Raw genomic sequence first — 14,282 nt, forward strand, 5'->3', positions numbered from 1 at the left:
CGCGCGGCGGGGCCAGCCCCGGCCGGCGCGCGGCGTTGGCCGCCTCGCCCTTCAGGTGGAACACCTGCACCGACTGGGCCAGCGCCTGCGCGTGTTCCTGCAGGCTCTCGGCCGCCGCGGCGGCCTGCTCCACCAGCGCCGCGTTTTGCTGCGTGATATCGTCCATCTGCGTCACCGCGCGGTTGACCTCGCCGATGCCGGTGCTTTGCTCCTGGCTGGCCTCGGTGATCTGCGCCATGATGCCGGCCACCTTCTGCACCGACGCCACCAGCACCGTCATGGTGCTGCCGGCGTCGTTCACCAGCTTGCTGCCGGCATCGACCGTCTCCACCGACGCCCCGATCAGCTCCTTGATTTCCCTGGCCGCCGCCGCGCTGCGCTGGGCCAGGTTGCGCACCTCCGACGCCACCACCGCGAACCCGCGCCCCTGCTCGCCCGCGCGCGCCGCCTCCACCGCCGCGTTGAGCGCCAGGATGTTGGTCTGGAACGCGATGCCGTCAATGACGCCGATGATGTCGACGATGCGCGTGGAACTGGCCTTGATCGAGCCCATCGTGTCGACCACCTGCGCCACCATCGCCCCGCCCTGCACCGCCACGGTGGAGGCGTCGGCCGCGAACTGGTTGGCCGCGCGCGCGCTGTCGGCGTTCTGCTTGACGGTGTCGGTCAGCTGCTCCATCGAGCTGGCGGTCTGCTCCAGCGAACTGGCCTGGGCCTCGGTGCGCGAGGACAGGTCGGCGTTGCCGCGCGCGATCTCGTCGGTCGCCATGAGCATCTCGTCGGTGCTGGAGCGGATGCGGCCGATCATGCCGGTCAGGTTGGTGTTGATGGTGTTCATCGCATCCATCAGGTGGCCGACCTCGTCGTCGCGCTCGACGCGGATGTCGTGGCTCAGGTCGCCCTCGGCGATATTGCGCGCGGTGTCGATCGCGTGATCAAAGCTGAGCTTGATGTGGCGGTAGATCATGAACAGGCACAGCAGCGACGCGCCCACCAGCAGGATCAGCAGTGCGATCGCGGTCCAGAACGCCATGTTGGTGCTATGGGCCGCGTTGGTGACCGCCGCGCCCGTGCGCTGGTCCAGCAGCACCAGGAACTCGTTCACCGGCCGCATGATCCTGGCCTTGTTCTTGTGGTACTGCTCGTCGTGCATGATCTTGCGCGCCATCTCGGGATCGGGCGGCCCGGTCTTGGTGAACTTGCCGGTGCCGTCGTCGAACAAGCCCTTGACCGCGTTCATGGCGATGACCTCGGTCTTCACCAGCCCGTCCGAATTGGCCTGCGCCTCCTTCAGCTTGCCGAACTCCTCCTCGGTGAAGCCGGCCTGGCGCATCAGGTCCGCCAGCGCGACGGTCTCGCCGTCCGGCGTGGGCTTGTCGACACCGGCCGCGACGAAGTCCCAGTAGATGCGCTCGTAGTGCTGCGGCCTCAGCTTCTTGCCGTTGCGGATATCAAGGATGTCGAGGTATTCTTTTTCGTACTTGGGATCGCCGGTGACGACGTAGGTGCGGGCCAGCCGGGTCAGGTCGTCCGAGCTCTGCCGTAATTCGTCGGCCAGCAGATAGGAGTGGTAGCGCGCCTCGTTGGCGTGGTTGAGCTCGGCCTCCTTGGTCGAGATGCGCACCAGCGCCCACAAGGTCAGGCAGGACAGCGCCAGACTGACCAGAAAGAACAAAATGAAAATATTCTTGATGGAGAATGTGCTTTTCATGATCGCCCCCGACTATTGAGTCAATTGTAGACTCAATGCGCACCAATCTGGCGCGCCGTACGGGACGGTTTTCCTGACTGTTGTTTCTTGGCGATAGCGCTGATGCGGCCTGGTCCGGCAGCGGCGCGCACTGCTGCAACGTCGCAGTTCTCAGCGCGCCGGCGCACCGCCGGAGCCGGCCAGCGCATTGATCTCGAAATCGCCGTCGTCGACCAGCCGCTCCCAGCCCTCGAACCTGCCCATGCCGCGCGTGCGCGCGATCGACAGCAGCAGGCTCTGTCCCGGCGCCGGGCGATCCGGCTGCAACTGGTAGACCGGATCGGCATATGCCTGCGCCGGCGTGACGATGGTCCAGCCCATGTCGACGAACTGCTGGATCGCATCGTTGAGCCACAGCGCGTTGATCAGGTTGTGGTGCATCAGCATGACCTGCGCGATGTCGCGCCCCTCCAGCTTGCGCGACAGGTCGCGATAGGCGATGGCGCGCTGGCGCAGGTGCGACAGGTAGGCCAGCCGGATCGGCTCGATGTCGGCCTTGGGATCGGCGCGCAGCACGTCGGTCAGTTTTTCATTCAGCCGCCAGTCGCTGGTATCGAGGCTGACGTAGCCGTTCCGGTAGCCGCTCTGCTTCAGGAACGCCCGCATGCCGTCGCGCTTTTCAGGCGTGTTCCCCTCGCGCAGGAAGGTGTAGCGGAACCACTTCTGATAGCCCGGCAAGGTCGACGTGATGCGGTCGCAGTCTTGCACCTCCTGCCGGTACTGCGCCAGCGTGAGCTTGGCGTCGTTCAGGTCCGGATGGGTCATCGTGTGGTTGCCGAGCGCGTGGCCCGCCTGTCCCCAGGCCTTGGCCAGCGCATAGCCTTCCGGCTTGTCCGCGCCGTAGCCGCAGGTGACGAACAGCGCCGCCTGCACATGATGCGCGGCCAGCGCGCCGAGCAGCGCCTGGTTGCGCTGCTGCGGCGACAGCAGCGGCGTGGTTTCCAGCTTGGGTCCATCGTCAAACGTGAAGGCCACCGATTGCGCCTGCGCGGTGGAGGCGAAAAAAGTCGCGGCGATAAGCAGGGCACGGCCGAATGTCATTGAGCGGTCCTCTCATTGATGCGTTGAAGTTGCGCCGACTGGTACGCGCCGAAGGCGTCGTTGAACAGGCAGCGGATCAGGGGATCATCAACGATATCGGCATCGGGCGGCGCGCCGTTGATGCGCATGTACATCGACGTCAGCGACTCGCCCAGCGCCAGGCCGGCATACAGTTTGGCGATGGGGATTTCGGTCATCCACGTGGGCGCTTCCTCGTCGCCGGTGAGCGCGATGCTGTCGCCGTGGACGCGGTAGCGGAACTGCCGCACGGCGCCCTCGTGGTCGTAGACCGAGAGCTGCCAGATGCACGGCGTGGCGAAGTAGCTGTCCGGCGGCAGCTCCATGTCCTCATACTTTTCCCGCAGGCCGCTGCGGCAGTAGTCCAGCGCCAGCGCGGTCTGTCCGGCGTCGAGCGGCGCGAAGTGGCGGGCAATGTCGGACGTCGGCGGCGGCACGATATCGGCGTCGTACTCGTAGTCGACATCCTGCTCGCCGACCGGCAGCACCCAAGGCAGCGGCGCGGATGGCGCCAGCCCTTGCTGCGTCAGCTCCACCGACACCGATGGATTCAGGCGCACGATGGCGGCATCGGGCAGCCACGCGCCCACCTCCCGCGCGAACTGGCGGTAGGTGATCGGGAACAGCGCATGGTTGTACCACGACCAGGGCTCCTGCACGAACTGGCAGGAACTCGGCACCACATGGCGCGGCGCCAGCGCCTGCAGCTGCTCCGGCCACTCCTCCGGCAGCTCGGGCGCGCCGCCCTGCGCGCGCGACGGCGCGATGACATCGATCTCGCGCATGGTCTGGAAAGGCCACAGCACCATGTCCCACGGCGCGTAGGGCTTGAGCTGTTCCAGCGTCTCCGGGTCCATCCACGAATCGACCACGTTGAGCACATTCAGGCCGGCGGCGCGGATGTGGAACATCGAATCGACATCGGCATCGAGCGCGCGGCGCGGAATGACCTCGATCGCGCCGACTTGCACCGGCGCGTCCACCTCCAGCCGCAGCACGTTGACGAAACCCAGCTCGCGTATCAGCGCGAACAATTCGTCGAACAGGCAATACAGGTAGATCGGCGTGGCGCGGTCGAGCAGGTCCAGGCTCTCCAGCGAGCAGTGATCGTCGTGGAAATGCGAGATGAAGACCGCGTCCGGTTTCATCCCGCGTATCAGCGCAAGATCGAAGCGCACGTCGGGAAAGGCGTGGCAATTCCTGCTGAACGGGTTTTCAAATATCGGATCGAAGGCGATCAGCGTGCCGTCGCATTCGAAGACATAGCCTGCGTGCAGGATGCGGGAGATTTTTAGTGTCATCCCGCCATGTTATCACCGCAACGGCGTCGGATAGCTCGCCGGGCTGGCGTTGCCGTCGTTGTCGATGGCTTGTACGCCGAAGTAGTAGTTGTCCTTCGACAGCGGCACCGTAAATTCGGTCACCTTGCCGACGAACTGGCTGCCCTGCCATTCGGCCGCGGAGGTGTCGCGCCAGACGATGCGGTAGCCTGCCAGGTCGGGCTCGCCGTTGGCTTGCCAGACCAGCTCGGTATCGTTCTGCAACTTGGCGGTGCGCACCTGCACCTTGGCCGGCGCGGCCGGCGCCAGCGACAGCGACGACAACGCCGCCGCGTTCACCCGCGCCACCTGGGCGATGTAGTTGAAGTCGTCGTACTGCGGCAGGTCGCCGATCAGCACGCCGTTTTCGATGCGGATGTTCTGGTGCTGGTGGTTGAAGTCCTCGGCCGGCTCGGTGAAGCGCAATGCCGCGTAGCCGCGCTCCAGGAAAGGCATGTGGTCGCCGCCGCGCAGGTAGCGGTCGCGGCGCTGGATGACGTTGACCTTGAACTTGGGTACATAACGCTCGCCGGCCTCCTTCACCGCCCGCGCCAGCTGGCGCGACAGCGAATCGTTCTCGCCGCCGGTCTGGATCAGCGTGCGCACGGCGTCGCTGTTTTCCTTTTGCACCGGCAAGCCTTCGGCGAACAGGCGCACCTGCGTGTTGTCCACCTTGCCGTGCTCGTCGTGCGAGCTGCCGATGATGTCGTTGGTGAACATGCCGGCGATGTTCAGGTTTTTCTGCTTCGCCTGCTCGGCCCAGTGCGCCGCGCCCAGCAGGCCCTGCTCTTCCGCCGCCACCGTCATGAAGACCAGCGTGGCGTCGAACTTGTACTTGGCCATCACGCACGCCATCTCCATCACGGCGGCCGTGCCGGAAGCGTCGTCGTTGGCGCCCGGCGCATCACCCTTGGCGTCCATGATGTCGGTGTTGCGCGAGTCGTAGTGGCCGCTCACCACGTACAGGCGGTCCACCGACGCCGCCTGAGTGCCCGGCAAGGTCGCCACCACGTTGACGATCTCGGTCGGACGGCTGATGCGCGCGGAGACTGGCGCCACATGGCTGTCGAACGCCACCTGCAGGCGCCCGCCCTGGGCCGCGCCGCAGCGCTCCAGCTCGCTCTTGATCCAGCGCCGTGCCGCGCCTATGCCTTCGGTATCGGAAACCGTGTCCGACATCGTGTGGCGCGTGCGGAAGCCGACCAGCTTGTTGATATAGCCTTCGATGCGGGCCGGAGAAATTTCCCGCACGATCTGGTCGATCTGGGCCTGGTGGCGATTGGTGTCGGGCGCGGCCGCGAAGGCTGGCGCGACGGCCAGCAGGGACAAGATGAGGGACTTGCAATACATCGTCGGACTCCGGTGAAAAGATCGCAATATCTTCTCACGGATCGCCGGCGATTTTTGACCAAGAAACAAAACACAAACAAAAAACCCGCAGCGGCTGAGGCTGCGGGTTGTCGGCGTGCGTCGCGATTACTTGGCGGGCGCTGCTGCTGGAGCGGATGCTGCGGCGGCTTTGTCGGCCTTGGCGGCTTTCGCTGCGGCCTTGTCTGCCTTGGCGGCGGCCTTGTCGGTAGCTTTGTCAGCCTTGGCGGTTGGCGCCGTGGCGGCTGGCGCGCCGTCCAGTGGCTTGCCGTTCACTACCAGGCCAGCTTGCGACAACTTGACGGCGTTTTTCTCGCCGATGCCCTTCACGCGCTTCTCGAAGTCCGCCCAATCCTTGAAATCGCCTTTCTTGCGCTCTTCCATGATGGCTTTCGATTTGGCCGGGCCGATGCCCTTGACCGAATCCAGCGCGGCCGCGTCAGCCTTGTTGACGTCGACCTGCGCGAAAGCGAAGCCCATCGTTGCAATCAGGGTTGCAACAGCCAGCAAAAGTTTCTTGAACATGTCTCAATCTCCGTGGTGGGTGAAAGGCGGCAAGCGCGCCTTGAACACCCTTAACGGCCAGCCTCGGCGACGGTTGACAGATCGTTCATGAAGCTTTTATGACAAGCGTCAAAGCCCGGCCGTCAAGCGTTGAACAGCTCCTCGCGCGTGACCGTCGCCGTGCCCAGCTTGCCGACCACGATGCCGCCGGCGCGGTTGGCGGTCTGCACCGCCTCGTTCCAGCCCACGCCCGCGCCCAGCATGGCGGCCATGGTGGCGATCACCGTGTCGCCCGCACCGGAGACGTCGAACACTTCGCGCGCCTGCGCCGGCATGTGGAATTGCTGGCCGTCAGTGTACAGCGTCATGCCCTCTTCCGAGCGGGTCAGCAGCAGCGCGTCCAGCTTGAGCTCGGCGCGCAGCGCCTGCGCCTTGGCGGTCAGCTGCTCTTCGCTGTTCCAGCTGCCGACGATGCGCTTCATTTCCGACTTGTTCGGCGTCAGCACGGTGGCGCCGGCGTAGCGGCTGAAGTCGTCGCCCTTGGGATCGACCATCACCACCTTGCCGGCGGCGCGCGCCGAGGCGATCATGTCGGCCACGTTGACCAGCGAACCCTTGGCGTAGTCCGACAGCACGATCACGTCGTAGTCGGGCAGCAGCGCCTTGAACTGCAGCAGCTTGTCGCGCAGCACGGTGTCGGTCGGCGGCTCTTCGAAGTCGATGCGCACCATCTGCTGCTGGCGGCCGATCACGCGCAGCTTGATGATGGTGGAGATGGCGTCGTCGCGCTTCAGGTAGCTGTGGATGCCGCCGCTTTGCAGCATGTGCTCCACTTCATTGCCGGCCTCGTCCGCGCCAACCACGCCCAGCAGGCCGGCGCGTGCGCCCAGCGCGGCCGCATTGCGCGCCACGTTGGCCGCGCCGCCCAGGCGCGCTTCGCGCTTCTCGATGCGCACGATGGGGACCGGCGCTTCCGGCGAAATGCGGCTGACGTCGCCAAACCAGTAACGGTCCAGCATCACATCGCCTACCACCAGGATGCGCACTTGCTCCAGCGCCGGTGCTTTATAAATCGTAACGTCTGTGCTCACAGAATCCTCTTCTTCAACAATCACACGCGGGTCAGGATGGAACGGCCGATGCCGTGGTATTCGAAGCCCGCCTCGGCCATCACTTCCGGCTCGAACAGATTGCGGCCGTCGAAGATGATGGCCTGCTTCAGCGACGACTTGATGCGGTCGAAGTCCGGGCTGCGGAAGGCCTTCCATTCGGTGACGATCACCAGCGCCTCGGCGGCGGCCAGCGTGTCCATCGGGCTGGTGGCGAAGCGGATGCGCGCCATCTCTTCGGCGCCCAGGTCCAGCTCCAGCACGCGCTTGGCCTCCGTCATCGCGACCGGGTCGTACACCGCCACGGTGGCGCCGCCGTCCAGCAGCTGCTTGATCAGCACGCGGGCCGGCGCTTCGCGCATGTCGTCGGTGTTCGGCTTGAAGGCCAGGCCCCAGATGGCGAAGTGCTTGCCGCGCAAATCGTCGCCGAAGCGCTTGACCACCTTCTGGCCCAGCACCAGCTTCTGCTTGTCGTTGACCGCCTCCACCGCGCGCAGGATCAGCAGGTCCTGGTCGTACTGGCGCGCCGTGCGTTCCAGCGCCTGCACGTCTTTCGGGAAGCAGGAACCGCCGTAGCCGGCGCCGGCGTACAGGAAGCTGTGGCCGATGCGCGGATCGGAGCCGATGCCGTGGCGCACAGCCTCGATGTCGGCGCCCACCTGGTCGGCCAGGTTGGCCAGTTCGTTCATGAACGAGATGCGGGTGGCCAGCATGGCGTTGGCCGCGTACTTGGTGAACTCGGCCGAGCGCACGTCCATCCAGAAGGTGCGTTCGTGATTGCGGTTGAACGGCGTGTACAGCTTCTTCATCAGGCCGTGGGCCTTCTCGCCCTCGGGCGTGCCGTCGTAGCCGATGACGATACGGTCCGGACGCATGAAGTCTTCCACCGCCGCGCCCTCTTTCAGGAACTCGGGATTGGACACCACCGAGAACTTGGACGCATCGCCGCGCGCGGCCAGCTCGGCCTGCACCGCAGCCTTGACGCGGTCGGCCGTGCCGACCGGCACGGTGGACTTGTCGACGATGACCTTGAACTCGGTCATGTACTTGCCGATGTTCCTGGCAGCGGCCAGCACGTATTGCAAATCGGCCGAGCCGTCCTCATCCGGCGGCGTGCCGACCGCGATGAACTGCAGGCAGCCGTGCGCGACCGAGGCGGCCACATCGGTGGAGAATTGCAGGCGGCCGGCCGCGCGGTTGCGCGCGACGATTTCTTCCAGGCCCGGCTCGTGGATCGGGATGCCGCCGTTGTTCAGCAGGTCGATTTTCTTCTGGTCGACGTCGAGGCAGAAAACGTCGTTGCCCAGCTCGGCAAGGCAAGCGCCGGTGACAAGGCCTACATAACCGGTGCCGATAATTGTAATTTTCATGTTTGTTCCGCCTTCTTGTTAGCAGCGCCGCCGCCCCGCCGTCATTCCCGCGCAAGCGGGAAGCCATACTCAGCATGGGTTCCCGCCTGCGCGGGAACGACTGCGGCGGCGCCGTGTTTAATTCATGACATTAAGCTCTTCGGTGCGGCGCGGCGGGTAGGTCTCCCAGCGGCTGCATCCCGGGCACTGCCAGTAGAACTGGCGCGCCTTGAAACCACAGTGGCTGCACTGGTAGCGCGCCAGCTTTTGCGTATAACCGTGGACCAGGTTCTTGACCATGGACAGTTCCGGCACCAGGCTGGCCGGCGCATCCATCAGGCGCGCCTCCAGCAGCTTGTCCAGGCCCAGCAGGGTCGGCGTGCGGCGCAGCTCGTTGCTCACCAACTGCTTGGCGGCGTCCACGCCGTCCAGCTCCAGCACCGCCTTGTAGACCACCTCGATCAGGTCGATCGACGAGGCCTGCTCCAGGTAGGACTTGAGCAGGTTCACGCCTTCCTGCGGACGGCCGACCTTGCGGTAGGCATCCATCATGCGCTGCGCCACCAGCGCCGTGTGCGGCACGCTGATCTGCTCGACGCGGCGCCAGGTCAGCAGCGCGCCCTCGATATCGCCCTGCGCCAGCTGGGCGTCGCCGCTCAGCATGGTGGCGCGCACGTTGACGCGGTCGGCGTGCAGCGATTTATCCAGCAGCGGCAGCGCCTCCTCGGGATGCATGTGCACCAGCGCGTCCTGCGCCAGCTCGCAGTAGAACTGCGCGATTTCCTTCTGGCGCGCACCGGCGCCCGATTCCTGCAGGCCGATCGCGGCCTCGATGGCGCGCGGCCACTCCTTCTCGCGCTGGAAGATCTCCAGCAGCGCGCGACGCGCCGGCACCGCGTACTGGCCGCTGACCATGGCAGTGAAGGTTTCCTCGGCGCGGTCCAGCAGGCCGGCCTTCAGGTAATCCATGCCCAGCTCGTACTGCGCGTGTTCCTTCTGCTCCTGCGGCAGGTCCGGGCGCGACAGCAGGTTCTGGTGCACGCGGATGGCGCGCTCGGTCTCGCCGCGGCGGCGGAACAGATTGCCCAGCGCGAAGTGCATGTCGGCCGTTTCGGTGTCCATGCGGACGATTTCAATGAAGGCGTCGATGGCCTTGTCCGGCTGCTCGTTGAGCAGGAAGTTCAGGCCCTTGAAGTAGGCGCGCGGCAGCGTGCGCGATTCCGACACCAGTTGACGTATGTCGACGCGCGCGGCGACCCAGCCCAGTCCGAAGAAGACCGGGATCCCCAATAACCACCAGAGTTCGAATTCCATGCTTGATGTTTTTTATTGTGTGTTTATTGTGTATTAACGCTGTCCGGCTGCGGCTGGGCGTTGGCCTGCAGCGCGCTCGACTGCAGCGTGGTGATGGTGGTTTTGTGCTTGTTGGTTTCGCGGCGGTGGCGGAACACGGTGGGCGTCAGCGCCAGCACGCCCAGGACGGCGCCGGCCACGAAAAAGCCCAACAGCATCAGGACCAGAGGCCCGTGCAGGTCATAGTGCAGGAAGAAATGCAGATCGACTTCCTGCGTGTTCTTCAGGGCAAAGCCAAAAAACAGGACGAAAAGAACGAATCCAATAATCGTGGATATGAATTTCATTAGCCAGGTTTCCTGTTCAGTAATTCTAAAAAAAAGCGGCATCCGTAGACGCCGCTTTTATTTTAACTCATCAGACGCTTTAGTCCTCGATGATCGGTTGCCCGACCATCGCGTCGACCCGCTCGCGCAATTGCTTGCCCGGCTTGAAATGCGGCACCCGTTTTTCAGGCACCATCACTTTGTCGCCCGACTTCGGATTACGTCCGATACGCGGTGGCCGGCTGTTCAGAGCAAAGCTGCCAAAACCGCGGATCTCGATGCGCTGACCGGTCGCCAGGGCGTTGGTCATCGCATCCAGAATGGTCTTGACGGCATACTCCGCATCTTTGGCCACCAGCTGAGAGTAACGCTCAGCCAGGCGGTTGATCAACTCGGACTTAGTCATCGACTAGTTCTTAGTTCTTGTTATCGAACTTGGCTTTCAACAGCGCGCCCAGGCTGGTGGTGCCCGAAGCTGCGTTGTTGTCGGTCGCGGCCATCTTCTGCATGGCTTCTGCAGTTTCAGCGCTGTCTTTAGCTTTGATCGACAGTTGGATCGAACGTGCTTTGCGGTCGATGTTGATCACCAGAGCCTCGACGGAATCGCCGACTTTCAGGTGGGTGCCAGCATCTTCCACGCGGTCACGCGAGATTTCCGACGCGCGCAGGTAGCCTTCAACTTCTTCGGACAGTTGGATCACGGCGCCTTTAGGCTCAACCGATTTAACGGTGCCGGTAACCAGCGCGCCCTTGTCGTTCATGGCTGCGAAGTTGTTGAATGGGTCGCCTTCCAGTTGCTTGACGCCCAGGGAAACGCGCTCACGCTCAACGTCGATGGCCAGAACGATGGCTTCCAGTTCGTCACCTTTCTTGAAGCGACGCACGGCTTCTTCGCCGGTTTCGGTCCAGGACAGGTCGGACAGGTGCACCAGGCCGTCGATGTTGCCGGCCAGGCCGATGAACACGCCGAAGTCGGTGATCGACTTGATCGCGCCACGGACTTTATCGCCCTTCTTGTGGGTCACGCCGAAGTCATCCCATGGGTTCGCTTTGCACTGTTTCATGCCCAGCGAAATACGGCGACGCTCTTCGTCGATTTCCAGAACCATCACTTCAACTTCGTCGCCCAGCTGGACAACTTTGTTTGGAGCGACGTTTTTGTTGGTCCAGTCCATTTCGGACACGTGTACCAGGCCTTCGATGCCTTGTTCAACTTCAACGAACGCGCCGTAGTCGGTCAGGTTGGTGACTTTACCGAACAGGCGGGTGCCTTGTGGGTAACGACGGGACAGACCGGTCCAAGGATCGTCGCCCAGTTGCTTCACGCCCAGGGACACACGGTTTTTCTCTTGATCGTACTTCAGGACCTTGGCGGTGATTTCCTGGCCAACGGTCAGCACTTCCGATGGGTGACGCACACGACGCCATGCCAGGTCGGTGATGTGCAGCAGGCCGTCGATACCGCCCAGATCCACGAACGCGCCGTAGTCGGTGATGTTTTTGACGACGCCGGTCACCACGGTGCCTTCTTTCAGGGTTTCCATCAGTTTCTGACGCTCTTCGCCCATCGAAGCTTCGATGACGGCGCGGCGGGACAGAACGACGTTGTTACGCTTGCGGTCCAGCTTGATCACTTTGAATTCGAGGGTCTTGCCTTCGAATGGGGTGGTGTCTTTGACTGGACGGGTGTCAACCAGCGAGCCTGGCAGGAAGGCGCGGATGCCGTTGGTCAGAACGGTCAGGCCGCCCTTGACTTTACCGTTGACGGTACCGACAACGATTTCGCCCGATTCCATGGCTTTTTCCAGTGCCAGCCACGAAGCCAGACGCTTGGCTTTGTCGCGCGACAGGATGGTGTCGCCGAAACCGTTTTCGAGCGATTCGATCGCCACGGAAACGAAGTCGCCTACTTTGACTTCCAGTTCGCCGTGGTCGTTCTTGAATTCTTCAACTGGGATGAATGCTTCCGATTTCAGGCCGGCGTTGACGATCACGAAGTTGTGATCCAGACGAACGACTTCAGCCGAGATCACTTCGCCCGAACGCATGTCTTGACGCGACAGGGATTCTTCGAAGAGGGCTGCAAAACTTTCCATATTAGACATTGTAACTTCCAGGTTACCAACAAGGCTCGCGAGATGCGACTTCAGTTGGGTTAGGGTTAATAAACGCCACGGCCATCAGAGCGACCGCGACACCAGCTATTTACCGATGGCCGCATACCACTGCAACACCTGGGCGACCGCTTCATCAGCGGTCATATTCGAGGTATCGAGCACATGCGCCCCCTCTGCGGGGACCAGCGGCGCGATGGTCCGGTTTGTATCCCGGTCGTCCCGCGCCTGCAAATCCATCAGTAGGTCTTCCATATTAGCAGAAATTCCTTTGCCAATCAATTGCTTATAGCGGCGTTCCGCGCGCGCCGCCACACTGGCGGTCAAAAACACCTTCAGCGCGGCGTTCGGGAAGATCACCGAGCCCATGTCGCGCCCGTCCGCCACCACGCCCGGCGCCTTGCGGAAGCCCAGCTGCAGCCCCAGCAGCGCATGGCGCACGGCGTGAAATGTTGCAATTTTTGAAGCGGTGTTGCCGACCTCCTCGGCGCGGATGGCCTCGGTGACGTTTTCGTGCGACAGAATGATGTCGCCGCCCTGGAAGCTGCACTGCAGGTGCTCGGCCAGCTTGGCCAGCGCGTGCTCGTCGTTCAGATCGGTGCCGCGGCGGAGTGCCGACAGCGCCGTCAAACGGTACAGGGCGCCAGAATCCAGGTAGTGGAAGCCGAGCTTATCGGCGACGCGGTGCGCGACGGTGCCCTTGCCGGATGCGGTGGGGCCGTCGATGGCGATGACTGGAATTGGGGAAGTGGCCATTTGATTTAGATTATTTATTTTGCTATTGCCGCAAAGGCGGCGAAATACTCGGGGAAGGTCTTGCCCACGCACTTGGGATCGTTGATGCGCATGACATTGCCCTTGCGGGCGGCGCCGTCCAGCGACACCAGCGAGAAGCACATCGCCATGCGGTGGTCGTCGTAGGTGTCGATGGTGGCCGGCGTGATGACGGCCGGCGGCGTGACCTTGATGTAGTCGGGGCCCTCCTCCACGATGGCGCCGACCTTGCGCAGCTCGGTCGCCATGGCGGCGATGCGGTCGGTCTCCTTGACGCGCCAGCTGGCGATGTTGCGCAGCGTGCTGGTGCCGTCGGCGTACAGCGCGGCGATGGCGATGGTCATGGCGGCGTCGGGGATGTGGTTAAAGTCGGCGTCGATGGCTTTCAGTACGCCGTTCGACTTGGCCTCGATCCAGTTGTCACCCATGGTGATCTGCACGCCCATCCGCTCCAGCGCGGCGGCGAAGCGCACGTCGCCCTGGATGCTGTCCTTGCCCACGCCCTCGACCCGCACCGGGCCGCCGGCGATCGCGCCGGCCGCCAGGAAGTAGGACGCCGACGAGGCGTCGCCCTCGACGTGGATGGTGCCCGGCGACTGGTACACCTGGCCGGGCTGGATGGTGAACGACTCCCAGCCGTTCTGCTCCACCGTCACGCCGAAGCGGCGGATCAGGTTGAGCGTGATTTCGATGTACGGCTTGGAGATCAGCTCACCGATCACGTCGATGCTGATCGCGTGGTCGCGCGCCATCAGCGGCGCCACCATCAGCAGCGCGGTCAGGAACTGGCTGGACACGTCGCCGCGCACCGACAGGCGCTGCGCGTGGATCTTGCCCTGCTTGATGTGCAGCGGCGGGAAGCCTGGGTTGCCGGTGTATTCGACGTTGGTGCCGGCGGCGTTCAGCGCGTCCACCAGGTCGCCGATCGGGCGCTCGTGCATGCGCGGCACGCCGTGCAGCGTGTAGTCGCCGCCGATGACGGCCAGCGCGGCGGTCAGCGGACGGATCGCGGTGCCGGCGTTGCCCATGAAGAGATCGGCCGATTTGTTCGGCAGCACGCCGGCCACGCCCTTGACGTGGTGGATGGTGCCGGTGGCGGTTTTCTCCTCGGTCCACTGCACGCCGAGCGAGCGCAGGGCCGCCAGCATCACGGCCGTGTCGTCCGAGGCCAGCAGGTCGACGATGTCGACGTCGCCCTGCGACAGGGCGGACAACAGCAGGATGCGGTTGGAGATGGATTTGGAGCCGGGCAGGCGCACCGCGCCCTGCACGTGGGCGACCGTTTGCAGGTCGATATATTCGTGGGTCATACTGATT

At 63.8% G+C, this 14,282-nt stretch carries 13 protein-coding genes; all 13 read right to left on the reverse strand.

Going from position 1 to position 14,282, the window contains the following annotated elements:
* On the reverse strand, positions 1 to 1,711 hold a 1,711-nt coding region (locus GTP90_RS23865; RefSeq protein ID WP_161085881.1), incomplete at its 3' end, for a methyl-accepting chemotaxis protein.
* A gap of 150 nt (positions 1,712 to 1,861) precedes the next feature.
* Positions 1,862 to 2,791, reverse strand: coding sequence for a polysaccharide deacetylase family protein (locus tag GTP90_RS23870; RefSeq protein WP_161085882.1), 930 nt, complete (start codon positions 2,789 to 2,791; stop codon positions 1,862 to 1,864).
* Positions 2,788 to 4,110, reverse strand: coding sequence for an MBL fold metallo-hydrolase (locus tag GTP90_RS23875; RefSeq protein ID WP_161085883.1), 1,323 nt, complete (start codon positions 4,108 to 4,110; stop codon positions 2,788 to 2,790). Before GTP90_RS23875 ends, GTP90_RS23870 begins: the two co-directional genes overlap by 4 nt.
* Before the next feature lie 12 nt (positions 4,111 to 4,122).
* Positions 4,123 to 5,478, reverse strand: coding sequence for a M20/M25/M40 family metallo-hydrolase (locus GTP90_RS23880; protein WP_161085884.1), 1,356 nt, complete (start codon positions 5,476 to 5,478; stop codon positions 4,123 to 4,125).
* A gap of 126 nt (positions 5,479 to 5,604) precedes the next feature.
* Positions 5,605 to 6,021 carry a ComEA family DNA-binding protein gene (locus GTP90_RS23885; RefSeq protein ID WP_161085885.1) on the reverse strand — a complete coding sequence of 139 codons (417 nt, stop codon included), beginning with the start codon at positions 6,019 to 6,021 and terminating at the stop codon, positions 5,605 to 5,607.
* A gap of 122 nt (positions 6,022 to 6,143) precedes the next feature.
* Positions 6,144 to 7,091, reverse strand: a complete 948-nt coding sequence (gene rfaE1, locus GTP90_RS23890; protein WP_161085886.1) for a D-glycero-beta-D-manno-heptose-7-phosphate kinase — start codon at positions 7,089 to 7,091, stop codon at positions 6,144 to 6,146.
* Between the two features lie 20 nt (positions 7,092 to 7,111).
* On the reverse strand, positions 7,112 to 8,479 hold the full coding sequence (locus GTP90_RS23895) for a UDP-glucose dehydrogenase family protein (RefSeq protein WP_161085887.1): 1,368 nt from the start codon (positions 8,477 to 8,479) through the stop codon (positions 7,112 to 7,114).
* A gap of 117 nt (positions 8,480 to 8,596) precedes the next feature.
* The gene (lapB, locus tag GTP90_RS23900; RefSeq protein ID WP_161085888.1) at positions 8,597 to 9,772 is read right to left on the reverse strand and encodes a lipopolysaccharide assembly protein LapB; all 1,176 of its coding nucleotides are present in this window, start codon (positions 9,770 to 9,772) and stop codon (positions 8,597 to 8,599) included.
* A 23-nt stretch (positions 9,773 to 9,795) separates the two neighbouring features.
* Entirely contained in the window at positions 9,796 to 10,098 is a 303-nt protein-coding gene (locus tag GTP90_RS23905; RefSeq protein WP_161085889.1) for a LapA family protein, read from the reverse strand.
* A 79-nt stretch (positions 10,099 to 10,177) separates the two neighbouring features.
* Positions 10,178 to 10,483 carry an integration host factor subunit beta gene (locus GTP90_RS23910; protein ID WP_008446215.1) on the reverse strand — a complete coding sequence of 102 codons (306 nt, stop codon included), beginning with the start codon at positions 10,481 to 10,483 and terminating at the stop codon, positions 10,178 to 10,180.
* A gap of 10 nt (positions 10,484 to 10,493) precedes the next feature.
* Complete coding sequence (gene rpsA / locus GTP90_RS23915) at positions 10,494 to 12,173, reverse strand: 30S ribosomal protein S1 (protein WP_043479897.1); 1,680 nt, start codon at positions 12,171 to 12,173, stop codon at positions 10,494 to 10,496.
* Between the two features lie 105 nt (positions 12,174 to 12,278).
* Complete coding sequence (gene cmk / locus GTP90_RS23920; RefSeq protein WP_161085890.1) at positions 12,279 to 12,947, reverse strand: (d)CMP kinase; 669 nt, start codon at positions 12,945 to 12,947, stop codon at positions 12,279 to 12,281.
* A 14-nt stretch (positions 12,948 to 12,961) separates the two neighbouring features.
* Positions 12,962 to 14,275: a 3-phosphoshikimate 1-carboxyvinyltransferase gene (aroA, locus tag GTP90_RS23925; RefSeq protein WP_161085891.1), complete on the reverse strand. Its 1,314-nt coding sequence runs from the start codon at positions 14,273 to 14,275 to the stop codon at positions 12,962 to 12,964.
* Positions 14,276 to 14,282: the final 7 nt, after the last annotated feature.

The sequence above is a fragment of the Duganella vulcania genome, from assembly GCF_009857655.1.
GTDB classification, from domain to species: Bacteria; Pseudomonadota; Gammaproteobacteria; order Burkholderiales; family Burkholderiaceae_D; genus Rugamonas; species Rugamonas vulcania.